The 25,793-nt window shown below is 67.6% G+C and carries 21 protein-coding genes; 8 read left to right on the top strand and 13 right to left on the bottom strand.

Annotated features, from left to right (window positions below; genetic code table 11):
- Positions 1-214: 214 nt before the first annotated feature.
- Positions 215-3,565 carry a PQQ-binding-like beta-propeller repeat protein gene (locus tag AB0L65_RS31930; protein WP_364252680.1) on the bottom strand — a complete coding sequence of 1,117 codons (3,351 nt, stop codon included), beginning with the start codon at positions 3,563-3,565 and terminating at the stop codon, positions 215-217.
- Positions 3,566-4,542: 977 nt separating this feature from the next.
- Between AB0L65_RS31930 and AB0L65_RS31935 the strand changes: the two genes are divergently transcribed.
- The gene (locus AB0L65_RS31935) at positions 4,543-5,565 is read left to right on the top strand and encodes an LLM class flavin-dependent oxidoreductase (RefSeq protein ID WP_357744521.1); all 1,023 of its coding nucleotides are present in this window, start codon (positions 4,543-4,545) and stop codon (positions 5,563-5,565) included.
- A gap of 831 nt (positions 5,566-6,396) precedes the next feature.
- Here the strand turns inward: AB0L65_RS31935 and AB0L65_RS31940 are convergent.
- On the bottom strand, positions 6,397-6,579 hold the full coding sequence (locus tag AB0L65_RS31940) for a hypothetical protein (RefSeq protein ID WP_364252683.1): 183 nt from the start codon (positions 6,577-6,579) through the stop codon (positions 6,397-6,399).
- Between the two features lie 114 nt (positions 6,580-6,693).
- On the opposite strand from AB0L65_RS31940, the gene AB0L65_RS31945 reads away from it, so the two are divergent.
- Entirely contained in the window at positions 6,694-6,894 is a 201-nt protein-coding gene (locus AB0L65_RS31945; protein ID WP_364252686.1) for a hypothetical protein, read from the top strand.
- A 94-nt stretch (positions 6,895-6,988) separates the two neighbouring features.
- On the opposite strand, the gene AB0L65_RS31950 is transcribed toward AB0L65_RS31945, so the two are convergent.
- Both AB0L65_RS31950 and AB0L65_RS31955 read right to left on the bottom strand, forming a co-directional pair.
- Positions 6,989-9,094 (bottom strand): serine/threonine-protein kinase, encoded by a 2,106-nt coding sequence (locus AB0L65_RS31950; protein WP_364252689.1) that lies wholly within the window; start codon positions 9,092-9,094, stop codon positions 6,989-6,991.
- A gap of 678 nt (positions 9,095-9,772) precedes the next feature.
- Positions 9,773-11,398: an ISKra4 family transposase gene (locus tag AB0L65_RS31955; RefSeq protein WP_364252692.1), complete on the bottom strand. Its 1,626-nt coding sequence runs from the start codon at positions 11,396-11,398 to the stop codon at positions 9,773-9,775.
- Between the two features lie 10 nt (positions 11,399-11,408).
- On the opposite strand from AB0L65_RS31955, the gene AB0L65_RS31960 reads away from it, so the two are divergent.
- On the top strand, positions 11,409-12,482 hold the full coding sequence (locus AB0L65_RS31960) for an integrase core domain-containing protein (RefSeq protein WP_364252695.1): 1,074 nt from the start codon (positions 11,409-11,411) through the stop codon (positions 12,480-12,482).
- A 499-nt stretch (positions 12,483-12,981) separates the two neighbouring features.
- Here the strand turns inward: AB0L65_RS31960 and AB0L65_RS31965 are convergent, their stop codons facing one another.
- The 3 genes from AB0L65_RS31965 to AB0L65_RS31975 are packed head-to-tail and all read right to left on the bottom strand — an operon-like array spanning position 12,982 to position 16,063.
- Positions 12,982-13,734 (bottom strand): DUF262 domain-containing protein, encoded by a 753-nt coding sequence (locus AB0L65_RS31965; RefSeq protein ID WP_364252698.1) that lies wholly within the window; start codon positions 13,732-13,734, stop codon positions 12,982-12,984.
- 24 nt (positions 13,735-13,758) lie between these two features.
- Positions 13,759-14,715, bottom strand: a complete 957-nt coding sequence (locus tag AB0L65_RS31970) for a hypothetical protein (RefSeq protein WP_364252701.1) — start codon at positions 14,713-14,715, stop codon at positions 13,759-13,761.
- Positions 14,705-16,063, bottom strand: coding sequence for a DUF3696 domain-containing protein (locus AB0L65_RS31975; protein ID WP_364252704.1), 1,359 nt, complete (start codon positions 16,061-16,063; stop codon positions 14,705-14,707). The genes AB0L65_RS31970 and AB0L65_RS31975 overlap by 11 nt, the downstream gene beginning before the upstream one ends.
- 346 nt (positions 16,064-16,409) lie before the next feature.
- On the opposite strand from AB0L65_RS31975, the gene AB0L65_RS31980 reads away from it, so the two are divergent.
- Together AB0L65_RS31980 and AB0L65_RS31985 are read left to right on the top strand one after the other, a co-directional pair.
- Positions 16,410-17,243: an IS5 family transposase gene (locus tag AB0L65_RS31980; RefSeq protein WP_364252707.1), complete on the top strand. Its 834-nt coding sequence runs from the start codon at positions 16,410-16,412 to the stop codon at positions 17,241-17,243.
- Entirely contained in the window at positions 17,240-17,695 is a 456-nt protein-coding gene (locus tag AB0L65_RS31985) for a hypothetical protein (RefSeq protein ID WP_364252710.1), read from the top strand. Before AB0L65_RS31980 ends, AB0L65_RS31985 begins: the two co-directional genes overlap by 4 nt.
- A 29-nt stretch (positions 17,696-17,724) precedes the next feature.
- On the opposite strand, the gene AB0L65_RS31990 is transcribed toward AB0L65_RS31985, so the two are convergent.
- From AB0L65_RS31990 to AB0L65_RS32005, 4 genes are all read right to left on the bottom strand, one after another.
- Positions 17,725-17,985, bottom strand: coding sequence for a hypothetical protein (locus tag AB0L65_RS31990; RefSeq protein ID WP_364252713.1), 261 nt, complete (start codon positions 17,983-17,985; stop codon positions 17,725-17,727).
- Positions 17,982-18,380, bottom strand: coding sequence for a type I-E CRISPR-associated protein Cas6/Cse3/CasE (locus AB0L65_RS31995; RefSeq protein ID WP_364252716.1), 399 nt, complete (start codon positions 18,378-18,380; stop codon positions 17,982-17,984). Before AB0L65_RS31995 ends, AB0L65_RS31990 begins: the two co-directional genes overlap by 4 nt.
- On the bottom strand, positions 18,310-19,800 hold the full coding sequence (locus tag AB0L65_RS32000; protein ID WP_364252719.1) for a tyrosine-type recombinase/integrase: 1,491 nt from the start codon (positions 19,798-19,800) through the stop codon (positions 18,310-18,312). Before AB0L65_RS32000 ends, AB0L65_RS31995 begins: the two co-directional genes overlap by 71 nt.
- A gap of 800 nt (positions 19,801-20,600) precedes the next feature.
- Positions 20,601-21,206 carry a TetR/AcrR family transcriptional regulator gene (locus tag AB0L65_RS32005; RefSeq protein WP_364252722.1) on the bottom strand — a complete coding sequence of 202 codons (606 nt, stop codon included), beginning with the start codon at positions 21,204-21,206 and terminating at the stop codon, positions 20,601-20,603.
- Between the two features lie 100 nt (positions 21,207-21,306).
- Between AB0L65_RS32005 and AB0L65_RS32010 the strand changes: the two genes are divergently transcribed.
- Both AB0L65_RS32010 and AB0L65_RS32015 read left to right on the top strand, forming a co-directional pair.
- Positions 21,307-22,056: an SDR family oxidoreductase gene (locus AB0L65_RS32010; protein ID WP_364252725.1), complete on the top strand. Its 750-nt coding sequence runs from the start codon at positions 21,307-21,309 to the stop codon at positions 22,054-22,056.
- Positions 22,053-23,156, top strand: coding sequence for an FAD-dependent monooxygenase (locus tag AB0L65_RS32015; protein WP_364252728.1), 1,104 nt, complete (start codon positions 22,053-22,055; stop codon positions 23,154-23,156). The genes AB0L65_RS32010 and AB0L65_RS32015 overlap by 4 nt, the downstream gene beginning before the upstream one ends.
- 178 nt (positions 23,157-23,334) lie before the next feature.
- Here the strand turns inward: AB0L65_RS32015 and AB0L65_RS32020 are convergent, their stop codons facing one another.
- Positions 23,335-23,787 (bottom strand): nuclear transport factor 2 family protein, encoded by a 453-nt coding sequence (locus tag AB0L65_RS32020; protein ID WP_364252731.1) that lies wholly within the window; start codon positions 23,785-23,787, stop codon positions 23,335-23,337.
- Positions 23,784-24,632 (bottom strand): NmrA family NAD(P)-binding protein, encoded by an 849-nt coding sequence (locus AB0L65_RS32025; RefSeq protein WP_364252734.1) that lies wholly within the window; start codon positions 24,630-24,632, stop codon positions 23,784-23,786. Before AB0L65_RS32025 ends, AB0L65_RS32020 begins: the two co-directional genes overlap by 4 nt.
- 111 nt (positions 24,633-24,743) lie before the next feature.
- Between AB0L65_RS32025 and AB0L65_RS32030 the strand changes: the two genes are divergently transcribed.
- Entirely contained in the window at positions 24,744-25,682 is a 939-nt protein-coding gene (locus AB0L65_RS32030) for an AraC family transcriptional regulator (RefSeq protein ID WP_364252737.1), read from the top strand.
- Positions 25,683-25,793 lie beyond the last annotated feature (111 nt).

A 25,793-nucleotide genomic window follows, 5' to 3' on the forward strand; every position in this document is an offset into this window, starting at 1 on the left:
ACTCACGCCCGCGGAAGGCAACCCGGTCGTCTTGTGGAGCCCGGGTCGAAACCACCTGGGTCACTTCGACCATGTCACCGTGCGCGGCCACCTTCGCCGCGAGCGGCGGGCCGAAGGGTGGTGTGCCCACCCAGGCCCGCCGCTCCCAGCAGGGTCAGCCCCGTCACACCCGCGATCGCGAGCAGTCGGGTCAGCATTTATGTCGGCATTTCACTCACTGACCGAGAACCCTCGTGACCGCGAGCGCGTGGATCGAACCGTCGTCGGTGAGCGCGAACAGCAGGTCGCCGCTCACCGACAGCGCTGACGCCACGCCGCCGCCCAGGTTGTACTCGGACAGCTTGCGGCCGGTCGCCCGGTCGATCGCTACCACGCGCCCGTCCCAGGTCGTCGCGTAGACCACGGTCTCGGTCACCAGCGTGTGCATCGCCGGCGACCCGGGTCCCGCCGCGGCGCACCCGGCGGCGACCCGCCACTTGTCGTCCATCGGGCTCTCGCCTGGAAGATAGCCGAGAGGTGTCTCCCAGACGGGCGTGGCGGGAGTGGCGGTGGCGGTGTCGTATGCCCTGACAACGCCGTCCACGCTCGCGACGTACGCCATCGAGCCTCTGGTCGCGGGGCTCGTCACCGGCGGCGGCCCCGGCTCACAGGCGCTCGCCGTGCCGAGCTTGGCGTGCCAGCTGACCTTGGCCCCGTCCTGCAGGTCATGTCCGCGGACGCCGGAGGAGGTCGCGGTCACCAGCCCCGTGTCGGTGAAAGCGGGCGAGGACTGGGTGAACAGGTCGCCTCCCGTGTCCACGGTGGACAGCTGCTTGCAGGTGGTCAGATCCATGGCGATCAGGGACTGGCTCGATCCCGAGTGCAGGTAGGCGGTGGTGGAACCGGGCCGCCGTACGGCGACACTGTGGAACTCGCCCCAGCCCGCAGGGGCGCCGAACCCGCCGGGCAGGGCGTCGCCGGTCTTCGCGTCCCGGCAGAGCACCTTGTCCCACGCCTGGTAGACCGCCACCATACGGTCCGGCAGGTCGAAGACGCTGACCGGGCCGCCCGCCCGGCCGTAGCGCCGTACGGTCGATCCCGCGACATGCTCGTCGTCGATCGTCTCCCACACCACCTTGCCCGTCCTCGTGTCGAGGGCGTAGACGCGGCCGACGCCCGTGGTGAGATACACCTTGCCGGCGTGCACGGTGGGGAAGGACTCGGCGTCACCGTCCAGGTAGGTGCGCCACACCTCCGTGCCGGTCGCCGCGTCGTAGGCGAGCATCATGCTGTACGGCGAGTCGAACGCCTGCGAGGCGACGATCACCTTGCCGCCTGACACGGCGGCGCCGTTGAGGTGGAACTGCTCACCGGTGCTTGCCGCCCAGCGCAGGCCGAGCCGGGCGCCCGGGTCGCTCTGGGCCGATGAGCGGGCCTCCTCGTCGCCGCCCTGCCTGGTCCAGTCCTGGCCGAGCCGGGGCTGGTTGAGCCGGGCGTCGGCGACCACTTCGAAGGTCGTCTTGACCGTCGGCCAAGGCTTGCCCGCTGTGTCCACGACGGCGAGCTCGGCTGCGTATGAGCCGGGGTGCAGTCCGGTGATCCTGGAGCTGACCCTCGTCCAGGACACGTGTGCCTGGGGGCATGGCTCGGGGGAGCCGCCCGGCGGCGTGTAGCAGTTGACGCGGCCATTGGGCTTGGTTTCTCGGCCGAACTCGAGGTCTCGCCCGCGCCAGGCCACCTTGCCGTTCTTGCCGCGGACGATCAGCTCCGCCGTGGCCGGGGTGCGGCCGTCGTCCTCGGCGTAGATCTCAAGGGGGACGCCGCCCCTCGCCCCGTGCACGCTGCCATCGGCCGGGCTGACCAGTGCGACGTCGTCGTCCACCTCGAACTGACGGTGCGTGCCGGCGACATAGCCGACGTCCTCGTTGCGCCGGGTGTCAGGGTCGTCGGTGATTCCGCGGAAGTCGAGGATCTTGTAGTCGGGCCTGGCGGAGTCGATGCCGTAGACGCCCATGTTGTTGACCTCGACCGACCTGGCGAACGCGCCCCTTCTGTATTCGGCCTGCTGGTTGTGGCCGGCGGCGAACATCCGCACGTCATACTTGGCCAGCTCGTCGACGATGGGCTGCATGCCCGCGCCGGGTCCCCAGCGGGTGAACAGCGAGCGGTGGGCGAACACCAGCACCTGCTTGCCTGTCGCGTGCCTGCGCAGGTCCTCACGCAGCCACTCCAGCTGCGGGGCCAGTCCGCTGGCGTCGTAGTTGTCCTCCAGCACGACGATGTGGCGTCCGTTGCGGTCGAAGCTGTACCACTCCGGGCCGAGGTTCCTGCGCCAGTACTCCAGGCTGCCGCCGTACCCGGTGGAGGTCGCCGTGCCGCCGACGTCGTGGTTGCCAATGACGGGATAGTACGGGTGGCCGAGACCGCCCTTGCGAAGGCCCTCGCGCAGAATGTCGTAGCCACCCTGGCGGCGTGGTTCGGCCGCGTAGTCGGTCACCGTCAGGTCGCCCGTGGTGATGGTCATCGTGGCGCCCTGCACCTCCGCCATCGCCTCGACCTGGCCCTTCCAGCGCGGCAGCGCGCTCTTCGCCTCGTCATCGCTGCGGTTGCCCACCTCGACGTCGGAGACCATCAGCCACTTCTCCGCGGGGTTGGCGGCGTTGGAGTCGGGGACCAGCGCGAAGTCGAGCCCCTTCAACGGTCCCTGCCCGGCAGGAACCTTACGGAAGAAGGCCGGCACGAAGTCGTCGCGCAGGACCGGTGTGTAGCCATTCGGGGAGACGACGCTGACCAGGTCCGTCTCCCTGCGGCCACGGTCGACGGGCAGAGTGTAGCCTCCGTCCGCTCCCGTGGTCGCCCAACGGGCGCCGTCAGTGACGGACACGCCGGGCAGTCCCTTCTCATCGGCGTCCCGGATGCCGTCGCCGTCCTGGTCGGTGAAGACCGTCCCTTCGACGGTCACGACGTCGGAGCCGGCTCCGGCCAGGGTGAACGTGACCGGGGCGGTCAGGGGTACGTAGCCGTCGTCGGCCAGGAAGTACGCGGTCCACGAGCCCTCTCCCAGAGCGCCGGTGCCCAGCGTGACGGTTCCCTCGGCGAGCGGCGCGTACACCCAGGTCTTCGAGGCGACGGAGCCCGGCTTGTCATCGGCGCCGTAGATGCCCACCCAGTTGCGTGCGTTCGGCTTGTCCGTGGTGTAGCGGAAGGTGATGGGTTGGCCGGTCTTCGGATTGGTGGTGGTGAGAGCGAGGCTGCCGACCGAGGCGTTCACGCTCTGTGCCTGCGGGCCGTCCGTGGCGGCCTGCGCGGTGCTGGGGGCGAGTACCGCGATCACGGTTGCCGCCGCCACGGCTCCCGCCCATCTCGTACGACGGCGCAGCCACACGAGTCCGATGATTGCCGGCGCCAGGCCGAGCATCGTCAGCATGACGGGCAGCGACGGCAGGGGCGGCCAGGTCAGGGCCGGCGCGTGTGAACCGGTGCCGTCGACAATGGGTCGCGCGGGGGTCACGGTCGACGTCACGACGTCGAACTCGGCGAGGATCTGCGACAGCCCGCCCGCGCGCAGCAGTGGGCCCAAATCCATCCGATCCACCGGGCACGACCATGCCAGTTCGATGACCACGCCCTCTGGGATGCCACTGTTCTCGCCTGACACGCCATGTGCGCTGACGGGGCAATTGCCTCCAAGCAGACCGGCCGCCCATGCGCCGGCACGGTCGGGGGAGATGACTTCTCTGTGCACAACCAAGCGACCGCTTGACTTCCCGTCGCTGGTGCTCAGGACCAACTCGCCGTGGGTGGGAATCGGATGGGAAGAGGCTGGACCAGCGCAGACTCCTAAGGTAAAGGCCAGTGCTGCGGCGAATGCGGCGATGGCGCGGACGTATCGCGATAAGGAAAGAGACATAAGGGACACATAAGAAAACTAGACAAGTTGCTCCTCGAGAGTCGACCCTCGGCGCAGATGTTCACCCCTTTCATCCCATGGGTTCACTGGCGAACACCGGACGTCGGCCTCACCCGCGGGCGACCCGGCTCGCCCTGCAAACCACCCGAGAGGCGACCATGACCAGCGCATCCACCCATCCAGTTCAGACCCGAACACTTCGCGGTACCGATGTGGCGGACCCGATGGCACCCCGCACGGCTGCGCACCATCCTCGCCTTCCGGCAACTCACCGCCACCGCCGCCGCATTCACCTGTGGGAAGCTGCCGGAGCACGGGGTCAGGCAGTGGCTCACCGCCCGCGGCGTCACGCAGTCATCGCAGTCATCACCATCACCGGCAGCGACAAAGCGCCCGAACGCCGCACCGGCACCGGGCAACTGCACCCGATCCGAAGCCCGCAATGACCGGCCCCGGTATCGCGGTGCTCTTGGGCACACTCCCGCGAGTCGACTGCCTACTTGAGGGTCTTGTGCAAGAAGGTGCCGACGGTCGCGGCCGTTACCACTCCGCCGACCGGATCGACGGCGAGTCCCATGGGGACCTGGCCACCAAGGGATTGGTGGCTGCGGGCCGTCCGGAATGTCCCTGGGCCAGGGCGGGTTGAAGCACGTGTGAAAAAGATCGGGTTTCTGAGCTTCGGGCACTGGTCGTCCTCGCCGTACTCGAAGGCGCGCAGCGCGTCCGACACCCTGCTGCAGTCGATCGAGCTGGCCGTGGCCGCCGAGGAGCTCGGTGCCGACGGCGCCTATTTCCGGGTCCACCACTTCGCCCAGCAGCTCGGGAGCCCGTTCCCCCTGCTGGCGGCAGTTGGCGCGAGAACGAGCCGGATCGAGATCGGCACGGGCGTCATTGACATGCGGTACGAGAACCCCCTCTATATGGCCGAGGACGCCGGCGCGGCCGATCTCATCGCGGGAGGCCGGCTGCAGCTCGGCATCAGCCGCGGGTCACCCGAGCAGGTGATCGACGGCTGGCGCTACTTCGGCTACGAGCCGGCCGAGGGCGAGACCGACGCGGACATGGCGCGCAGGCACGCCGAGGTCTTCCTCAAGGTGCTGGACGGCGAGGGATTCGCCAAGCCGAACCCGCGGCCGATGTTTCCCAACCCGCCCGGCCTCCTGCGCGTCGAGCCGCACTCGGAAGGGCTGCGCGAGCGGATCTGGTGGGGTTCCGGCTCGAACGCGACCGCGAAGTGGGCCGCCGGGCTGGGCATGCACCTGATGAGCTCCACCCTCAAGGACGACGAGAACGGCAAGCCGTTCCACGTCCAGCAGGCCGAGCAGATCGCGGCCTACCGGCAGGCATGGAAGGAGGCCGGTCACGAGGGTGAGCCGCGGGTCTCGGTGAGCCGCTCGATCATGCCGATCGTCACCGACACCGACCGCGCCTACTTCGGTCACGAGAGCGGCAGCTCCGACCAGGTCGGCTTCATCGACGCCACCACCAGGGCCATCTTCGGCCGCACGTACGCCGCCGAGCCCGACGTCCTTGTCAAGGAACTGGCCGCCGACGAGGCGATCGCCGCGGCCGACACGCTGCTGCTGACGGTGCCCAGCCAGCTCGGCGTGGACTACAACGCCCATCTCCTCGAATCGGTCCTGACCCACGTCGCCCCCGCGATCGGCTGGCGTTGACCTTCAGCCATTTGACGCTGACGGCGGACAACCTTCTGTGCGACACCAGCTGGGCCTTCCGTTACGTCACCGAGGAGGACGTTTTCCCAGAAGGCATGTCCGACTGGCACCGCGGCCGGGGCATCTCCCTTGGGGTCAGAACCGGATCGGCGAGGTCGAGACGAACTGGGCGGGCAGGTGCGGGGGAGCATATGCCACCCACAGGGACGCCAGCCGGGCGAGACTGGCAAAGTCGTCGCGGCGTACTGCGCACCGCCACACGTGCAGCCACAGCCCGTTGGCACAGCCGAGCACCCCGCCAGGTCACCGGCGCCCACGGCGTGCTCGATGTCGTCCAGAGCGGCCAGCAGCGAGTCCGGACGGCGCAAAGATCTGGATCAGGGATGTAATGGGAAGTCCCCGGATGCAGGCATGTGCGGCCGCCGCCGTCCATGGCCTCAAAGACCTCCACACCAGAGGTTGACCATGGCCGCAACCACGACCCGCACTCATGGCGGGGCTCACTGCGCATTACCTGTACCGCTTCAAAGGTCATCGCAGGGCGCTTGACCTGCAGGTCGATCTGAGGCGGCGGTACGGGCGACTGGGTCGATCGAGCGATTTGGCCGCGCTGTCCCGGCTCTTACCGCCCAAGTTGCGGGCTCACCGGCTGGTGACGCCGGCCACCCTGCTGGCCTGGCACCGCCGCATGGTCCGACTCCGATGGACGTATCCGCACCAGTCCGGCCGGCCCCGGACGTGCAAGAAGATCCGGGAGTTGGCGGTGTGCCTGGCGCGGGAGAACCCGTCCTGGGGATATCGCCGGGTGCACGGTGAGCTGCTCCGACTCGGCTACCAGGTCAGCGAAGCGACCGTGCGCCGGATCCTGCGGAGCCGGAGGGTCGGCCCGGCTCCACGAGACGCCGACACCTCGTGGAGGACCTTCCTGCGCGCCCAGGCGAAAGGGCTGCTGGCCGTCGACGTCTTCCACATCGACACCATCTCCTTGAAGCGCTTGTACGTGCTGTTCGTCATGGAAGTCGCCACCCGGCGCGACCGCCAACCCCACCGGAGCCCGGACAGCCCAACAGGCCCGAAACCTGCTCATAGACCTCGGCGAGCGGCTCGGCTCGTTTCGCTTCCTCATTCGTGACCGAGACACCAAGTTCACGGCACCTACGGTTGGTGCTGACCGAGTACGCAGCTCACTACAACGGTCACCGGCCGCACCAATCCCGCGCGCAGCGACCACCCAATCACGATGAGCAGACCGTCGTACCGTTGGAAGGCCGGATCGAACGCCGGAAAGTGCTCGGCGGGATGATCAACGAGTACCGTCGAGCCGCATAGCTCGGACGGAGAAATCCCAGCTCAAACCATGCGCGTGAGTCTTGACGCCCTACAGGCTACAGCCTCGCGTCCAAACGATTACATGACCGGTTCTCTAGGGGGAGGCCGGGCCGAGGCTCCATCCGGTGACGTTGCCCTTGACGTCGCCCGCGGCCAGCCAGGACTCCCCGTCGTCCTCGGCGATCACCACCGAGTAGACGCGCCCACCGGGAGACTTCAGCGGGTCGCCGAGTTGCTTGCCGCTGCGCAGGTCCCAGACGCGGATGGTCCCGTCGAACCCGCCGGAGGCGACGACCGCGCGGCCCTTCACCCTGCCCACCGCCAGGCAGGCGACCTCGGCGGTGTGGCCGGAGAACGAGGTCTGCTCCCGGCCGTTGCGCAGGTCCCAGACGCGGATCTTGCGGTCGGAGCCGCCGCTGATGCCCACCGGCGCGCCGTCCATCACGGTGGTCGCCACAGCGAAGACATCACCGCTGTGGCCGTGGAAGGTGGCGCCCAGAGCGCCCGTCTCCAGGCTCCACACCCGCGCGGTGTCGTCGGCCGACGCAGTCACCGCGAACGGGTGCCCGTCCATCGTGCCGGTCGCGACACCGAACACCGGGTCGCCGCCCACCGCCTTGGGCTGGGGTCCGGAGTCCTTGCCCGTCTTCGGGTCCCACACGTGGACCTTTCCGGCCTCGTCGCCGCTGACCAGGACCGTCTTGCCCGACACCCGCGCCGGGGCGATCGCGTAGACCATTTTCTGGTGGCCTTTGTAGGTGGGGCCGAGCGGCTCGACGCTCTCCGCGCCGGAGACGATGACGGCGCCATTCCGCAGCCGCCTGAACGCGGCCGCCTGCCCGTCTACTTCGCCCACGTCGATGGCAGCGTTTGTCTCCTCGCCGCCGGCGTTCTTCAGCTTGGCGAGTTCGCTGGGGCGCGTGTCGAACTTCCACACCTTGGCCACCCCCTTGGTGCTGCCAGCCAGCACCGCGCGCTGTCCGGCGTAGATGCTTACCGCCAGGGTGTTCACCTGGCCGCCGAGGGTGACCTTTGCCACCCTCCTGCCGTACGGCCGGGCGGCGACGCTGGTCTTCGCCGACGGTATGTCCGTCGCCGCCAAGGGCGTGGGTGTTGATGGAGAGTCGCTCGCTCCCCACCGCAGGGCCAACACCATCACGCTCACGAGTACCGCCACGGAAGTGACCGAGCCCACCACCAGGAGCTTGGACCGCTTGCGGCGTGAGTCTGTGGTGAGGGCGGCGGGTGGCGCTCCGGGAGCGGGTGTCCCGGCGAGCCCGGCAATGGGCGGTCCTGCTGACGGCATGCCGGTAGAAGGCGTCCAGGCGGGTGCCACTCCGGCCGGAGGAGCTTCCGCCGGTGGAGCTGCGGCCGGGTGAGCGGCCGGGTCCCCACCGACGGGCTTGGTCATGATCTGGCTGTGACCGAGGAGGAGGTGCAGGACCTCGGCTGCCGTGGGACGTTCCGGCGGCGCCTTGGCCAAGCAGCGGGAGAGAACGGCGCGCAGGGGCTCGGGGACGCCGTCCAGATCCGGCTGGGCGTTGAGGATGCGGTACATTACTGCAGGCAGTGTGTCCTGGCCGAAAAACGGGCGCCCGGTCGCGGCGAAGCCCACGGTCACCGCCCAGCTGAACACGTCGGATGCGGGCTGCGCCGGCTCACCGTGGATCAGCTCGGGAGCCATGTACGCCGGGGTGCCCACCGAGCCGCCGGTGGCGGTCATGTCGATCACGCGCGCGATGCCGAAATCGATCACCCGGGGGCCGTCGGAGCCCAACAGGACGTTCGACGGCTTGAAGTCGCGGTGGACGATCCCAGCCCGGTGGATGGCCGCCAGCGCGGTGGCCGTGCTGACCGCGATGCGATCGAGCGCGCCTCCGGACCTGGGTCCGTGCTCGCGGACGGAATCCTCCAGTGACGGGCCGTCGACGAACTCCGACACGATGTAGGGTCTGTCGCCGTCGACCGCCACGTCCAGCACGCGGGCTGTGCAGAACGCCGCCACCCGCATGGCCGCGTCCACCTCGCGTAAGAAACGCCCGCGCGCCTCGCTCCTGCTCGCCAGCCTGGCATGCAGCACCTTGATCGCCACCCGCTCGCCCGAGGCACGCTCGGCCAAGTAGACCACGCCCTGCCCGCCCTCACCGAGGCCCCCAACGATGCGGTAGTCACCCAGCTGGGTCGGCTCGCCAGCTTGCAAGGGGCGGAACATAGTTCCCGACGATACACGTTCAGCAGATCAGCGGCGATTCCGCACGTTCACGCACCTGGGGGTCGGGGATCGCGGGATCCGGCTTGGTCGCTCCCACGACCCTGCTGGTTGATTCGCGGAGCGTTGGGTGTGGTCCGTGACCGGGCGGTCGCCCCGGCTGCGGTTGGAGTGTTTCGGTGTCTGTGCAGCCGTCTCCATGGCCGGAGCCGTCGCCGCAGGTGGCCGAAGCGATCCGGGCGACGCGATGTCGTCACCGGGCCGCTCGCGCGCGTCGATCTGCTCGCGGCGCACCCCACCCCCGCAGTGTGTCCGCGCTGATGCCCAGCTGCTGGCCGATCCTGCGGCAGGTTGCGCAGACCGACTCGCCGTCGGCCGCCGCGTCCCGCACCAGCCGAATCGATCGCTCCCGCATCTCATCGGGATACTTCCGTGGCGCTCCCATGACTCCTACTTTGATTGGTTGGAGCCTCCATCAATCCCGGAGCGCTTCATGGTCCGCACCTGGGGAGTTCAGATCTATTGCTGCTGTTCCTCGCGCTTCACCTTTGCATTATGGCGTCGGTCTGGGCTCTCACATCGTCCAGGGCAGTTCGGATGGCCGTGTGGTGCAGAGCCCAGTCCGCTCGAAAGCGATCGGGTGCGGCTCCTCCTGAGTGACTGAAGCGATCAAGCCGTAAGGGCGTACCCGTCCTGGTAGCCGGTCTGATGGACGCGCTCGTGTTGCCGGGCGAGATGGAAAGTCCAGTACTCCTCCAGATGACCGTTGGCGACCAGCGCGCGGAGCTTCAGCACCGCCTCGGCCCCGGCCAGGCCCCACCGCGCCCCGGCCAGGTCGAACCTGTCGGCGATCAGATGACGGCACGCGCCCTCTACCACCCCGGTCGCGATCGGCCATCCCGCCTCCAGCGCCTGGTCATACCGCAGATGCCCGGCGTTGTTGGACAGATAGCGGATGCACGCGTCGATGCCGTCACGGTGCTGCGCGCCGGCTGTGGCGGCCTGCGCGGTCAGCGTGGTGATGACCTGGCCGGTGTGCCCGGCCAGCAGGGCCAGGGCATGCCCGGCGACCCAGTCCTCCGCGGCCGGCGCCGCGGGTGGGTGCAAACTCCACGCAGCAGCCCATAACTTCTCCAGCACGTGCACGAAATCGATCACGATGTGGACGCGGATGCGGCGCCGGGCGGCTTCGGCGATGATCAGGTCGAGCTGGTGGCGGGCCCCGTCGACGAGCACGACCCAGGGACGGGCGTGCGCGGGATCACGGGCCTCGGCATGGTCGAACACCTTGGCGATCACGGGGCCGGGGCCGGTGATGACCGAGCCGCACAGCCACTTGCGCGTCGCGTTCGGCCGGGCCCGTGGCGGGCGCCGGCCGAATCGCCCGCCCGGGACGGCGATCACATCGTGCGGCCGCCGCGCCGCCGGTTCAGCGTCGTAGACCACCCCCAGCGTCGCCATCCGTTTGCGCGCCGGTTTCTCCCCGGCCGCCAGCCGCGTCCGGAACGTGGCTCGGGCGCGGGCGGCGGCCTTCGCGGTCGCGGGCCGCAGCGCTTCGGGACGCATCGCGATGCCCTTGCCGTCCACGCTGATCGCCAGCACCGTGGACGCCGTGCACGGCAGCACGGTTCGCGCGGCGTAGAAGGCGTCGACATCGGCCGCGGCCTGGGCGACCAGCTGCTCGATCTGCCGTTTGCCGATCACCTGACCGCACCGTGTGGTGATCGCCGCCAGGGCGGCGTCGAACGAGCCGCGCACCGTCTCGATGACCGCGAGCTTCGCCAGCCCGGCCGAGTGTCGCACCGCCGGCAGCGATAACGCCGCGTCCGCCGGATATACGTTGCCGACGCCCGGGGCCCGCCACGCGCACCGGGTGACTATCACCGTCCCGGTCACCGTGGCGAGCAGGCGGTGGTGCCCGAGCTCCACCCGCCGCCGCGACACCCCGTCCGCACCGATCACCCCCGCGCCGATCACCTCCGCGGCGCCACCGTCCTGGTGGCGGGCGTGGCGTACCTGCTCCAGCTCGCGCAGCGCGCGCAGGTCAAGGTGGGCCTGCAGCAGCAGGCGCTGCAGCTCCCGGCCCTGCTCGGTGATGGTCTCCTCCAGCCGGTTATGGGCAAGCGTCCCGGTCTGCGCGTCGGTGAGGTGTCCGATGAGCCAGTTGAATGTGTTCTTCGCCTTCGCAAAGACGTCAGCGGTGGCCTCGGTGTCGTACGGTTGTGGGGTGCGGAAACTCAGCCGGTGAGGTTGACCTGAGGGTTCGTGGCTCGAGCATGGTGGGGTCTCGGGCATCCTGCTGACGGTGTCGTGGTCCTTCCTCTACCACATCCTCGGGCGGGTCTTTCAGCTCCTGGTCCTGCTGGGCCGCGGTGATCGGGCCAAGACGGCCGAGATCGTGGTGCTTCGTCATCAGGTCGCCGTGCTGCGCCGTCAGGTGAACCGCCCTGATCTCCAGCCGGTGGATCGGGTCGTGCTCGCGGCCTTGTCGCGGCTGCTTCCCCGCTCGTCGTGGAACGTCTTCTTCGTTACCCCCGCGACGTTGCTGCGCTGGCACCGCACGCTGGTGACGCGCCGGTGGGCCTACCCCTCCAAACGGTCGGGTCGTCCCTCTACCCGCGCAGAGGTCCGGGAGGCGGTGTTGCGCATGGCCCAGGAGAATCCCTCATGGGGCTATCAGCGCATCAGCGGAGAGTTGACCGGCATCGGCCTTCTGGTACCGCCCAGCACCGTACGCGACATCCTCAAAAAGGCCGGTCTCGGCCCGGCACCACGTCGCACCGGCCCGAGCTGGGGCCAGTTCCTCAAAGCGCAGGCCGAGGGCATCTGGGCGTGCGATCTGTTCCACGTCGACACCGTCTTCCTCAAACGGCTCTACGTTCTGTTCTTCATCGAGCACGCCACCCGCGTGGTCCACATCGCGGGCATCACGGCGCATCCGACCGGAATCTGGGTCGCTCAACAAGCCCGCAACCTGGTCATGAACCAGGGAGCGCGGGCCGAGGGCATCAGATTCCTCATTCGCGACCGCGACGCCAAATTCACCGCAGTCTTCGACGAGGTGTTCACCTCACTCGGCGCCCGCGTCATCAAAACACCAGTTCGCGCACCGCAGGCCAACGCGAGGGCCGAGCGCTGGGTCGGCACCGTCCGAAGAGAATGCACCGACCGGATGCTGATCTACGACGAAGGCTATCTCCGCCGAGTCCTGCAGGCATACGAACGGCATTACAACCGCCACCGTCCCCATCGCTCACGAGACCGTCGACCACCTCAACCACCACATACCCCTACTCCACCCGGAGATCCCGATCAGGTCCGCCTGCAACGCCGGCAGGTACTCGACGGCCTGATCAACCAGTACCAGCGGGCCGCATAGACGAGGCGGATAACCGCAGACCAGAGGCCGCACCCGGGTTTTCGCACCCCACAGGGTGCAGTCGTGCCGTCGTGAGCTCCTGGACCGCTGTCTGGTCTGGAACGAGCGTCACCTGCGGCGTGTTCTGCACGATTATGAGGAGTTCTATAACGAGCACCGAGCCCATCAAGGCCTTGCTCAGGCGGCGCCGCTACGTCCCGTCCCGGATCCGATCACCGATCTGGGCGCAATCGCCAACTTGAGCCTACACCGACGAGATCGGCTCGGCGGAGTCCTCCACGAATACTCACATGCCGCTTGAACTACACGGACGGGGTTTTCGGCAGGAGCAGTGCTCAAAGCTGGCGGGCCGCTCGCCTAGACTTCGCAGCTCAGACCCATGAATGGGATATTGGCACCCCACACGAGCGGCTCGTGCAGCGGGCAGCCGACCAGGGGGAGGGCGCGAACCGCGCTCGAACCCTCCCAGGTCGCCGCGAATCAGTGAAGACCGCCAGCCCTACGGGTTGGCGGGATCTGGCGGCTCAGCCGATTCGAAGTCCCGCTCCACGGCCCGCTTTTTCGCCGCCGCCACTTCGTCGACCGTCAACGACACTCCCCTGCTGTTGAGGCGAGAGAACACCTCAACCGCCATCCGCGCAGAATGGCCGCGCAATCGAACGATCGGCACCTGGTAGCTCCTGATGCGTCCGGCGACATACTGCGCCTCGCGAATCAGGTCGTCACGCATGGGGGACGGCAGCGTGGCCGGGATCCTCCTCCGGTAGGCCAGAAAGTCGATGGTCCTGATCACTGAACGCATGGGCAGGTACGCGAAAGGGACTGCATAGTCCGAGCGCCGATGCTGATAACGGCCGGGCTCATCCTCCGCCTCCCCCAGAACACGGTAGACAGACCACTTCCACTCATCGGGCTCCACCGCCCGGTGCCGGTCCTCAGGACGGGTAAGGCACCGGAAAAGGGTGGTCAGGCGTTGCAGCCCATCCAGCACGTAGGCGACTTCCTCCGCCGCCTCCGGCTCAGGTATCTGCTGCCCACCGAACTCGTCCGACGACGGGACACGTTCGTCGGCTTCCCACACCACGAAACTGCCGATCGGCAGCCCTCGCTCGATGCTCTCGAAAAGCTCGAGCATCTGGGTGGGCGTCCACGAAAACGGCCGCTGGAAGCGGGGCACACGCAAGTGGCCACGCTGAATGGAGTCGATCATCTCCGTTATGGAAACCACCCCGTGATGGGTTTCCACGTCCACGCCCGGATCCGCCTTCCCAACCACTTAGATGACCTTGCGCAGCTTGCCGAGGAGTTCGCGTAACTCCGCCGCGACCCCGGCGCCGAGCCCCGCGAAATCCGGCTCCGTCAGCCGTCTGCCGGCGGCATTGTGCAGCATGAGCTCAGTCAGCCCGTCACCGAAGCCGGTCCGCAGCACGTTGATGGTGCGCTCTGACACGCCGTCGTACAGGCCCGCATGCCCCGCCGGTACGCCGGCACCACGTCCCCCTCTACCGTGAAACCCCTTCTTCATGTCGAAGTATCCGCGCTGCGCCGCATCGAACGACTTCAACGCCGCGATCTTTTTTGAGGTCTCATGGTACGGCCGCACCGTCGCCAGGACCCTGTTGGGAGCGTAGTTCTCCGCCTCCCGAAGCTCCAGGACATGAACCTGAACGCCAAGCATATGCACCTCGTTGGCGATCTTGTGGCAACGGGTGGTCTGCCCAGGAGCCAGTCTGTCGCTGTCCAACAGGAGCGCCACACGGGGCGTGCGCTTGAAGCGCCCTGCGGCCTCCGCCGCCTGCTTCCCCGCCCGGTCCTTCCCTCCGCCGTGCCGGATGTCCAGGTGCTGCCGCTCCACCGCTTCCGACACGTCAGCGCCATCCAGGACATGACAGATGGCAAGCAGGAAACAACGGTCGGAGAACTCGTCCTCCACCAGCAGGATGGCTGGTTGACGCAGGTCACAGACGTCGTCACGGATGGTCGCCGCGGAGATGAACAAGGCGTCTTCCCCAGTTGCCCGCCATGCCTGCGCCACACTGGCCTTGACGGCGAGGTCGGAGTAGCCGGGCGCCAGCGTCGGGAAGTGGCGGCCGAAGAAATCGGCGGCGGACTCGGCATGGCGGGGGTCGATGACCCATTCGTGCTGGCGTCGTAGAAACAGCTGTATCAGCTCGTGGATCTCCGAGACGTGATCGGAGCCGGCGAACAACTGAGAATGAAGCTCAACCCGCATCGGCTTCCGATCGCTCGAACTGCGCCGTGGCCAGGGCCCGCGTCTCCTCGTAATCTTCGGCGAAGACGCCACGCGGCCAGTAATCCAGGTTGCCGAGGCGATCGACACCGATTCGCCGCACGGCGGCCGCGCCGTCTTGATGCTCCACGTAATAGATCGCGAGATCATCAGGGCCAAGGGTCCCCTCCGCGATCCGACGGCGGAGCCTGAGTATGAAGGTCTCGCTGTGCGTCTCGATGAGGAAACGGACCTTCGACTGCTTCGCCGCGGCGATGAAGACATCCGCCAGACGGGCGTGCGCGGATGGATGGAGATTGAGCTCCGGCTCCTCGATGATCTCCAGCGTCGGCCGCTTGGGCGGAGCCACCGCGTCCAGCGCGCGCTGCACGAGGATCGGCAGGAGTTGGGCGACTCCCGTGCCCGCGTCGGCGAGGCTGACTTCATATTTCTTTTCGGACGTTGATCGCATCACGGCCGAGTAGACACCCCCGTCGTGGCGGTTGATCCCGAGTCGCCAGCCGGGGAGGTTGTCGTCCAGGTATTCGTTGAGCCTGCTCAGCAGCCCACTTCGGGGCCCCTGCTCACTGTGGGCGACGATGTCCAACGCCGCCTCACCGTTGGGTCCCACGACCGAAGGCGGCATTTTTGAGCGGAGGTGATAGATTCGGCGCGGGCGCTCCCGGTATGGACTGAGATAGCGGATGTCATCGAATTCCGACCGGATGACTCGCATCGCTTCGACCAGCCATCCCAAATGAGTGGGATTACTCTCGTCCAGACCGTTGTCTTCAAGGTCGTCGTAGACGACATCGCCGTCCTCGTCGTACTTGATGGCGGGCAGGAGCCCGTGAAAAGGCAGACGAATATAGGAATACTCGTCCCCATCATTGTTCACATGGTAGTTGTGCCCGTATTCCATATCGCGATGAAAGTCATCATGAGTCGCTCCTTCTTCGGCCCACTCCGCCCATACATGCGCGGAGCCCGAGCTGACCTTCAGATCACTGACCAGCTGACGGTTCCACTCCTCAACGTTCTGTATCTTCACCGCCATGCGGTGGCAGGGCATGCGCTCGCCTTCGAGGTCGAGCTGCACATCGACCGTGCCGTGCGTGCTGCCGCCGTGCACCAGGTCGATGAATCTCGGACCATGTTCGCCGAGCTGGTCCAGGTCGAAGGGAAAGGGTGAGGTCGTGTGAATCCCCGTTCCCAGAACGAGCGGCACCCGCACGAGCGCGCTCTTGCCGGAATTGTTCTTCCCGAGCACCACGGTAATCGGCCGCAGTTCAATTTCTTGCCGAACTCTGAAGCATCGATAGTTCTCCAGCGAGAAGCGCGCCAATGGCATACGCCAACTTTAGCGTGCGCCAACGCCACATTGCCTGGCTTCTTGGCAGATGCCGTGGCCCGTGCGAGAGGGCCATGGCATGATCGTCCGCTTGGCGTGCGGTGTCAGCAATCGGCCGCTACCGGGCGTGCGAACCGCATATCGAACCACTGCTCGGCGCCGTACTCCTCGAACATCCCCACCTTGGTGAAGGCCATCTTCGGCCGCGAGACGCATCGAGCGGCCGTTCGCGGCCTGAGTACTTAGAGTGCGGTTCGCGAGTTAGTGACCGTGATGTCGCAGTGTGATCGTATGGATTTGTAGCGTTACCGCCGGTTGGCGGGTCCGGTCGTGCTGTGATGGTCGAGTGACTGAACGCAAGCCCTACCCCAGCGACTTAACCGACGCGCAGTGGGCGTTGATCGAACCGGTACTCACCGCGTGGAAGGCCGCGCACCCGTCCGTCAGCGGCCACGAGGGCAACTACGAGCTACGTCAGATCGTCGACGCCATCCGCTACCAGGGACGAACCGGCGTCCAATGGGATTATCTCCCGCACGACCTGCCGCCCAAGAGCGCGACGTACTACTACTTCAGCAAGTGGCGCGACGACGGCACCGACAAGACCATCCACGACCTGCTGCGCTGGCATCTGCGCGAGAAGAAGAAACGATTAGCCGACCCGAGCCTGGTCGTGCTGGACACCCAAAGCGTCCACGTCGCGGCCGGGGTCCCCGCCTCCACCACCGGAAAAGATGCCGCCAAGCGCGTACCGGGCAGGAAACGCGGCCTGGCCGTGGACGTGCTGGGCCTGGTCATCGCCGTGGTCATGCTGGCCGCCTCGGCGCATGAGAACACCGCCGGCATCGCCCTGCTGGACCGGGTCGCCGCCACCACCGAGGGCGCGGTGACCAAAGCGCTGGTCGACCAGGGGTTCAAGAACGCCGTCGTCGCGCATGGCGCCGGCCTGGGGATCGACGTGGAGATCGTCGAACGTAACCCCGCCGACCAGGGGTTCGTCCCCCAGCCCAAGAGATGGGTCGTCGAGCAGACGTACGGCATCTTGATGTTCCACCGGCGTCTGGTCCGCGACTTTGAGCACCTTCCGGCCAGTTCCGAATCACGGGTGTATTGGGCGATGACGGATGTGATGTCCCGCCGCCTGACCCGTGGCACAACCCCGCCTGAGCGGTGGACATGACCGGGCCCAAGCCGCCCGACATGCGCCAGTCCGACCCCGGCACCTGGCTTCTGGACCGGATCGACGCCCGCGAGCACTCCCTGACCTGCCAGATCGAGCAGACCCAGGCGGAGATCGACACTCTCACCGCGCGTCTGGGAGAACTCAGCGAGCAGGTCGAACACCTGCGCATCAGCCGCAAGACCCTCATCTCCCTCGCCGAAGAAGATCCCGCCCCGCCGGAACCGGCCGAGCCTCCGCCAACTGTCCCCGATCACCCCGCCTACCAGCAGATTCTCGCTGCCTTCGACGAGGCTGGCAGTTCCCTGCGCGCCCGTGACCTGGCCCTGGCCCTGGACCTGCCCCTGAGCCAGAACAACATCCAGAACGTCCGCGCCAAGCTCAAACGCCTGGCCAGCCGCGGCATCCTCGTCGAGACCGAGCCGGGATTGTTCGCCCAGCCTCACCCATAGCCCGAGCGACGACCCTTCGACCGGCCGATCTATCCCAACCACAACGGCGAAAAGGACATCAACTCGCAGAACGCACTCTTAGTTGTACGGCGCCGTAAGTGATGCGTGTGCCTGCCCGAAGAGCAGGACGGCGACCATCGCGGCGGGACGCGGACGGTGCCGCGCTTGTTGATGAGGACGGCGTTCTCATCGCGGTCGATGTGGCAGCATTCCATGTAGACGCTGGAGACGCGGTCGGCGACGCGGTGCAGGTCGTGGGGATGGGCCTTCCACCAGATGTCGACCATCATCTCCCCTCTCGCGAGCCCGGCAGGGGCGCGAGAGTGAGCAGGCCCCAGCCGTAGGACTTGGCCGGACCGATGCTGCCAAGGAGTCGTTCGGTGAACGCGGCCGCGTCGATCATGCGCAGTCGGCCCCCGAAGGTGGCGGTGTGCAGGACGACCGGCTTGCCACCAGCCTTCCTGTCGAAGGAACGGCATGCGCGGGCGGTGATGCGTACCTCGCGCGGAGACGACTGTGCGTCGTCGAAGGGGCCAGGCCGGAAATGGGCGGGTCGGTGCGCGCGGGCAGGACGTCGAATCCCCATTCTCGATGCGCGACAGGAACCAGCCGAGTTACTGGTCCGCGGTGGGGACCGTGCTGAGTGGGCGCAGCAGACTCCGCCATCGACTCTCCGGACTTTCATCTGAGGATCGTTGATCTGGACCGGTCGAGAGCTTTGGGAAGTCGAACAGCGCGCTGGCTGCGGTGATGACGGGTTGGACAGCGTCGAGGACAAGTTCTCTTTGGGCTGGGGTGTGCTGGTTGGAGTAGGTGGCAGTCGTTGCGTAGGAGGCGTGGCCGGCGATGAGTTGCATGATGCCGGGGGCGACGCCGCCGTCGCGGAGCATGGTGATCATGGTGTGGCGGAGGGTGTGTGGGGTGATGTGCTTGGCCAGGCCGCGTTCTCGGGCGAGGCGGAGTGCTGGTTGGAGGGTGCGGTTGCGCTGGTTGTTGTAGTCGATGTAGCTGCCGGTACGGCTCCGGAAGAGCGGCTGGTCGGCGTGGCAACCTTCTGTGCGCCGGGTAAGTAGGGCTGCTAGGTCTGGGCTGATAGGGACAATGCGCTGTTTCTTGCCTTTGGGGTAGGGCTTGATCTGCCATCTGCGGCCGCCGGTGGTCTCATCGAGCAGGTAGGCGTAGGTCTGGACGATGTGGAGTTGGTGGCCTGCGGGGTCGAGGTGGGTGACGTGGAGGCCGGCGGTTTCGCCCCAGCGGAGGCCCGTGGCCATTTCGGTGATGATGAACAGGGCGGTGTCGGGGTCGATGTCGTGGACGGCCTTGAGGTAGAGGGCCACTTCGGGGCCGTAAAGCACGGCTCGTGTGGCGATCGGTGCGGTCGGCAGGCGGAAGCCGGTGCAGGGGGAGGAGGTGAGTAGCGGGGGCTCGCCGTCTTCGCCTTGGTGGAGGGCTGCCTGGAAGACGGGTTTGATCGCTCCCCGGTACACCTTCGCCACTGTGGCGGCCGACAGTGTGCCCGCGCCTGGCGGTGCAGGTTGGGGTGAGCCTGCTGCTTGCCATTGGCGGAGCACCTCGGGGGAGAGGCGGCCCGTCGTTTTGACGGCGATGTTGTTGGCTCGTGCCCATCGTCGTGCGGCTTGTTCGTTGAACAGGGGTGGGTGGGGTTGGTGCTGGTTGCTGGCGGAGGGTTTGGTGAGCATCCATTCCACCCATTCCCGCAGTACGCGGCGGGTGACCTGGTCGAGTGGCAGGTGTCCGAAGAGGGGGAAGACGTGGCGTTCGGCTTCGGCGAGGTAGGTGGCGCGTTGGGTGGGGGAGGCGCCGAGGCGGGTGGCGTAGTTGTGGCGGGCGTAGTGTTCGAAGCTCGGCATCTCAGGGTCGTGCGTGGGGTCGTAGTTCGGGTCTTCGATGCCGTGGCAGCCTTTGGGGTAGCCGTGAGGCCTGTTCTCGCCGCTGAGCGTGACCAGCGCGGAGAAGTCGTCGGCGGTTTGGCGGTCGTAGCAGGTCTCGAAGTCTTCCTTGTTGTTCCTGCCGCCGCCGATGCGCCATTTGACCAGCCAGGACTTCGCGCCGTTCTTGGCCGTGCGTTCGATGATTCTTGCCACCTGTGCCCCCGTTGACGTGCTGGTGGCATGGTGACGGGCGCAGGGGATGGTGGGCGGCAGTGACGCGCGGAGCATGATCAAACGTCGACTGCCGCATGGCGAGATGCGGGAACATCGGGGGAACATGATCTTGTAGTGATCATTTACATACCGCTGGCAGCGGCCAAAATAGGCCCTTCGACCTGCGGTGATGTCGGTAGGGCGGGTGGGACTTGAACCCACGACCCACGGATTATGAGAATCCTCGGTTGATGTCGCTCAGTGTCACGGAGTGCTGTTTTGTATTGTCGTGGCTGGGATTATCCCCGTCGTCGTGTCGGTCTGTGCCGACGCGTGCCGTGCTGTATCGCATACAGGCGAGCAACCACCGAGCAACCATGCGTTCTTGACCATCGGCACTATGTGCTATTTGTCCCCATCTCGGCGCGGCTGTCTGGGGCCAGGCTTGCGTGGTGAACTTGAACTTTACGGCGGATCGAACGTGTGCGAGCAACCACCGAGCAGCCATCGCCTGGTCATCTGCGTCCACAGGCAGGATGGCTCGCAGCGGACCTCGGATGCGATGCATGGTCTGCCTGACGTGCATGGACGTGATTTTCGGCAGGCGTAGAGCTCGGGCGTTGAGCGCCTTCGTAGGGAAGCCGGTCACCCGGGTGACGGCGGCCTCAGCGGGCTGTACGGCTCTCAGGAGCATGATCCAGATACGCCAGAAAGCAGTATGGCGGCACGTTCCTTCGTCGCGAACACGCTCTGGCCCGGCTCGCATGTGCAACGAACGAGCCTCAGTCGCGTAGCTGTGCCTAGCCTCCATGGTCAGAACGGCAGACGATTCCGTTGAGAGACTTGAGCAGGGTCGAGGCGGACGTCGGCTCGCCGTCAATCTCGATGACGTTCTGCATCAGGAACGTGCCCAGGCTCATCGCGATCAGGGCGCGTGCCGCGAACCTCGCCGACTCCTCGTCGAGATCCGCCCACCGACGGGCGAAAGCGCTCAGGATGTCGAGGAGCTCGGCGGTGTGGTGGCGCTGGGACTCCCGCAGACCGGGGTTGTGGACCACCTCGGCCCACACCTGAAGCATGAACGGCGCGGTGGACGTCGAAGCGCCGTCTGCCAGCAGGGTGCGATGGATCAGGTCGATGACCTCGGCCGGCTCCGGCGCCGGGGCCGCGTCGGCCGCCTCGCGCAGGGCGCGGAGAACGGGTGCCATCGCGGTCTCGGCCAGCTCCCTGATGAGCTCGTCCTTGCCGTCGAAGTAGCGATAGACCCCGCCGGCGGACATTCCCACCTCGGCGCAGATGTCAGGCATCGAGGTGGTGTGGAAGCCGCGGCTGGCGAAGCAGCGGCGCGCGGCCGCGAGGATGGACGAGCGTCGCTCGGCGAGGTACTCCGGCGTGACCTGAGGCATGCCCTCAATATAGAACGATCTTTCGCCTTGACGCACGCCCCTGCCGGGAGGAGACTTAAAATCGAAAGATCATTCATTTTTCTGGTCCGAGGAGTCGAGCATGACCACTCACAACCCGGGACGTGTCGCCCTGATCACCGGCGGCGGCACCGGAATCGGCCGCGCGACGGCTTGCCAACTCGCCGAAGCGGGCTGGCGGGTGATCGTGGCGGGCCGCCGGGAGGCACCGCTCGCCGAGCTCGCCGCAGAGCACCCGGCCATCGACTACCGCGTCGCGGACGTCGCCGAGCATGCGCAGGCCGACCGGCTGGTCGAGGAGGCCGCAGCCGCGCACGGCAGGCTGGACGCACTGGTCAACAACGCTGGCGCACTCAGCCCCCTGCAACTATCCGACCTCGACGCCGAGGCGCTCGGCAACCTGTTCGCGATCAACGTCTTCGCACCGTCCTATCTGGTGAGCGCGGCAGTGAAGCATCTGTCCGCCTCGGGCGGCAGCATCGTGAACGTCAGCAGTGCGGTCGCGCAGCGCCCGAATGCCCAGGGCGCTTTCTACGGCGCGTCCAAGGCCGCCGTCGACTATCTGACCCGGTCGTGGGCCGCTGGGCTGGCCGAGCAGGGCATCCGGGTCAACGCGGTCTCCCCGGGCCCCACCGAGACTCCGATTCTCTCGTCGGTGCTGCCCGCGGAAGCAGTGGAGGCGGTCAAGGCGCAAGAGGCGGCCTCGCTGCCGCTGAAGCGTCGCGGCACGGCCGATGAGGTCGCCCGCTGGATCGTCGCGCTCGCCGACCCGGCCTCGGCCTGGGTGACCGGCCAGGTGATCGCCGTCGACGGCGGGATGGCGGTCGCGTGAGGCGCCGCATCCTGATCGTCGGTGCCAGACTCACCGGTCTCGCCCTGGCCAACGGGCTGCGCCGGGCCCGCGACGTCGAGGTCACCATCGTCGAGCAGGCGCCGGTCATCGCTGAGGCGGGCTGGGCGATCGTGCTCGCGGAGCGGCATCTCGACGCCCTTCGCCAGCTCGGCCTGGACCCGGGGGAGCTGTCCGCCGACCCGCTCAGCCGCGTCGTCATGTTCGACCTGGACACCTCCGTCCCGGTTGCCATGGCCAGGATGGGCGGCCGGATCATGGCCCGCTCCGCGCTGCAGATGTGGCTCTACGAACCGGTCCGTGACCAGGTGCGCACCGGCATCTCGCCGGTCGCGATCGCCGATCGCGGTGCATTGGTGGAAGCGGAGTTCAGCGACGGCGGTAGCGGCGAGTTCGACGCGGTCGTGGCCGCCGACGGCATCGACTCCTGGACGCGACGCACCGTCCTGGGCGGTCCGGACGCCAGCTATGCGGGCAGCGCCGTCCTGCGCTTCCAGGTCCCCAACATCGACGGCCTCGAAGTCACGTCGATGACGAGCGACGGGTCCCTGGGCTACTTCCTCATGAACGGCGGCAGGACGCTGAACGCCACCGTGTTCCTGCCCGGCGAACCCGACAATCACCGGGATCACCCGCTCGCCGCGCTCGCCGAGCGCCACCGCGGCCTGCGTGGTCCGCTGCGCAGCCTCGTCGAGGCCATGCGCACCGAACCCGTCGGCTACTACGCCAACATCCACCAGGTGCTGACCGACCGGTGGACCAACGGCCGGATCACCCTCGTCGGCGATGCCGCACACGCGATGAGCCCCCGGCTCGGCCAGGGCGCGGGGGTGGGCCTGCAGGACGCCGCGACGCTTACCGAGCTCCTCACGCTGCCTGACCTGCCCGTCCCGGCCGCGCTGGCCGGCTTCGCCGCGATCCGGAGGCCAGAGGCGCACCGCGTCCAGAGGCAGTCGCACGCGGCCACCGTACGGGTCGGGCAACGCGGCGTGGCGCTCGGCTTCCAAGCCGGGGCGGACCTGGGTACGGCGCAATCCGTACCGCAGGATTGGGACGAGCTCCAGGAACCCGTCATCGGGTGAGCCGTGACACCGGGTCGACGGCGCGGCGGGCGTCCCGCTGGTCCCCGCCCAGCGCAAGGCCCGCCGCGAGTACGAGAACCGCGTCAGCACCCTCGCGGGCGACACCCCCCGCAGCGAGCCATCCAGGCTCCAAGATCATCCCATGGCGGGTTTCCGACGTATCTGGATCAAGCCCCTCTTACGACCGACCGTTGTGTGGCCATCCCTGTGCGTCGAAGACGGCGATGGGGTCCAGGTAGTCGCGCCAGTGCGTCACTTTGCGATCCTGGATGGTCACGATGGAGACGAAGCGGTTGTCGTAGGGCCGCCTCGTGGGGACGGACGTGCCGTGGACTTCGTACTCCAGGACGACCACCGAGGTCTCGGGGTCTCGGTGGACGCGGAGGTTGTCCGCACCGTGCAGCTTCACGTAGTCGCCGTAGTCGCGGTACAGGTCGATGATCGCCTGGCGTCCCTCGACCCGCCGGGGGTAGCCGGGCACGGTGATCACGTACTCGAAGACCACGTCCTCTGCCAGAAGGTCGTAGTAATCCTCCCCGTCGACCAGGCCGTCCAGCCCCTCCTTGATGATGCGGAAGAACGGGCTGTTCGCCCCGGCCAGGGGCGTGTCGTCGCTGACGGTCTTGCTCACTTCGCCTCCGAGGCCCAGGCGTGGGCATCGCGCTCGGCGAACGCGCGGAAGGTGGCGGCCGGCCGGCCAGTGACCTTCTCGATGTCGCCGGTGGGCGTGGAGCCGTTGCCGACGATGATGTCGCCGGTGAGCCAGCGCATCATCACCGCGTAGTCGGCGGGGACGCCCGCGGCGAGCGCGCCGTGGATCCACGTCTCCTGGTCGATGTCGCGGTAGGCGACGGGGCGGCCGCTCACGGCGGCGATGGTGTCCGCGACGTCCTGGAAGGTGAGGGCCTGCGGACCGGTGAGCGAGTAGGTGGCACCGGCGTGGGTTTCGGGGTCCAGCAGCGTCTCGGCCGCAACCGCTGCGATATCGGCCGCGTCAACGAAGGCTTCCGTGTTGCCGGCGCTCGGGGCCGTGATCACTCCGTCGATGACCGGGAGATGGTCGTCGGCGAAGTTCTGCATCACCCACCCGGGGCGCAGGACCGAGTGCGTGATGTTGTGCCGGGAAGCGAGATCGGCCTCGACGGCCGCGATGTCGATCTCCGGCGGCGCCTGGTCGGCGTTGTAGACGCTCAGGTAGGTGACGTGGCGTACGCCGGTCGCCTCGGCGAGGTCCAGAAACGCGCCGACCTGGTCGGCGTAGCTGACGCGCATCGCGGGTGTGACCAGATAGAGGCGGCCGGCGCCGGCCAGGGCGGCCGCGTGGGTGGCCGGGTCGTCCCAGTCGAACCGGACGTCCGCTCCGCTACGCGCCGCGGTACGGGTGATGTTTCCTCGCTGGGCGAGCACGTCGGCCAGCAGCGAACCGGTCCGGCCGGTGCCGCCAAGAATGAGTGCGGTGGAGGCTTCGTTGTTCATAACTCCATGCTTGAGATCCAGAGCAAGATAATCCATACGTGATTCGCTCATTCTTTTACGTGAAGCTCTCGCATCTTGACCTTGGGTGCTCGTGCTGGTCAAGCTGATCCCATGGACCTGCTGACTGAACACCTGGTGCGGGCACGTGCCACCGGCGCGGTGTTCGCGCGGACGGTCGCCGAACCGCCGTGGGGACTGCGGCTGGGCGGTTCGATACAGCTGTCGGTGCACACGGTGGTCCGCGGCCGGGGCTACCTCTGGCTGGACACCCCCGGCAGCACCGTGGAGCTCATACCGGGAAGCGTCACGCTGGTGCGCGGCGGGCCGAACCACTACATCGGGCACGAGCCGGGCGCCGAATGCCTGGAGCCGGAGGAGTTCCGGGCACGCCACGCCCGGATGGGCCCTGGCGGCAACCCGCAGGCCACCGTGTTCCTGTGCGGCGCCTACCAGTTCTCCGGCGATGTCGGCGGCGGGCTGCTCGACGCGCTGCCTCAGGTGATGACCCTCTCGGCGGCCGACGACGACCCGCTGCGGGACGTGATCACGTTGCTGTCCCGCGAACTGGTCCGCAACGAACTCGCCCAGCAGATCGTCCTGGACCGCCTCCTGGACCTGCTTCTCGTCCTGGCCATCCGCGCCGACTTCCGCCACAGCGCGACCGCACCGCGCTGGTACCGGGCATCCGCCGACCCGAGGCTGGGCGCCGCGCTGGAGGCCATACACGAGAACGCGGCCCACCCATGGACAGTCCCCGAACTCGCCGCGATCAGTGGCCTGTCCCGCGCCGCCTTCGCGCGGGCGTTCCGGGACGCACTCGGCCAGGCCCCCATGCAGTACCTGACCGAATGGCGCATGACCCTCGCCCGCGACCACCTGCGCGCCGACGATCTCAGCCTGGCCCAGATCGCCGACACCGTCGGCTACGGCTCGCCCTTCGCATTCGCCGCAGCCTTCCGCCGACACCACGGAGAACCACCCGGAACCTGGCGGCAGAAGGAACGAACGACCGCAAACGCGCGACTGCTGACCACACACCCCGGCTCGTGAGCGGGATGTTCGGCCCCTGCACGCCGAGCAGCATGACCCCGCCGTCCGGCCGCAGTACGGTGACGCGGACTTTCGACCGCGGCTGTTTCATAGATGGTCGACCCCTGCGCG

The organism is Nonomuraea sp. NPDC052116 (genome assembly GCF_040680035.1).
Taxonomy (GTDB): Bacteria; Actinomycetota; Actinomycetes; order Streptosporangiales; family Streptosporangiaceae; genus Nonomuraea; species Nonomuraea angiospora_A.

Coding starts and splice junctions, on each gene's coding strand:
- AB0L65_RS31975 (WP_364252704.1), bottom strand. CDS start 16,063: ATGCCATTGGCGCGCTTCTCGCTGGAGAACTATCGATGCTTCAGAGTT.
- AB0L65_RS32010 (WP_364252725.1), top strand. CDS start 21,307: ATGACCACTCACAACCCGGGACGTGTCGCCCTGATCACCGGCGGCGGC.
- AB0L65_RS31990 (WP_364252713.1), bottom strand. CDS start 17,985: ATGATGGTCGACATCTGGTGGAAGGCCCATCCCCACGACCTGCACCGC.
- AB0L65_RS31930 (WP_364252680.1), bottom strand. CDS start 3,565: ATGGATTTGGGCCCACTGCTGCGCGCGGGCGGGCTGTCGCAGATCCTC.
- AB0L65_RS31940 (WP_364252683.1), bottom strand. CDS start 6,579: ATGACGAACAGCACGTACAAGCGCTTCAAGGAGATGGTGTCGATGTGG.
- AB0L65_RS31985 (WP_364252710.1), top strand. CDS start 17,240: ATGACCGGGCCCAAGCCGCCCGACATGCGCCAGTCCGACCCCGGCACC.
- AB0L65_RS32025 (WP_364252734.1), bottom strand. CDS start 24,632: ATGAACAACGAAGCCTCCACCGCACTCATTCTTGGCGGCACCGGCCGG.
- AB0L65_RS31955 (WP_364252692.1), bottom strand. CDS start 11,398: ATGCCCGAGACCCCACCATGCTCGAGCCACGAACCCTCAGGTCAACCT.
- AB0L65_RS31970 (WP_364252701.1), bottom strand. CDS start 14,715: ATGCGGGTTGAGCTTCATTCTCAGTTGTTCGCCGGCTCCGATCACGTC.
- AB0L65_RS32005 (WP_364252722.1), bottom strand. CDS start 21,206: ATGCCTCAGGTCACGCCGGAGTACCTCGCCGAGCGACGCTCGTCCATC.
- AB0L65_RS31995 (WP_364252716.1), bottom strand. CDS start 18,380: ATGAAAGTCCGGAGAGTCGATGGCGGAGTCTGCTGCGCCCACTCAGCA.
- AB0L65_RS32030 (WP_364252737.1), top strand. CDS start 24,744: ATGGACCTGCTGACTGAACACCTGGTGCGGGCACGTGCCACCGGCGCG.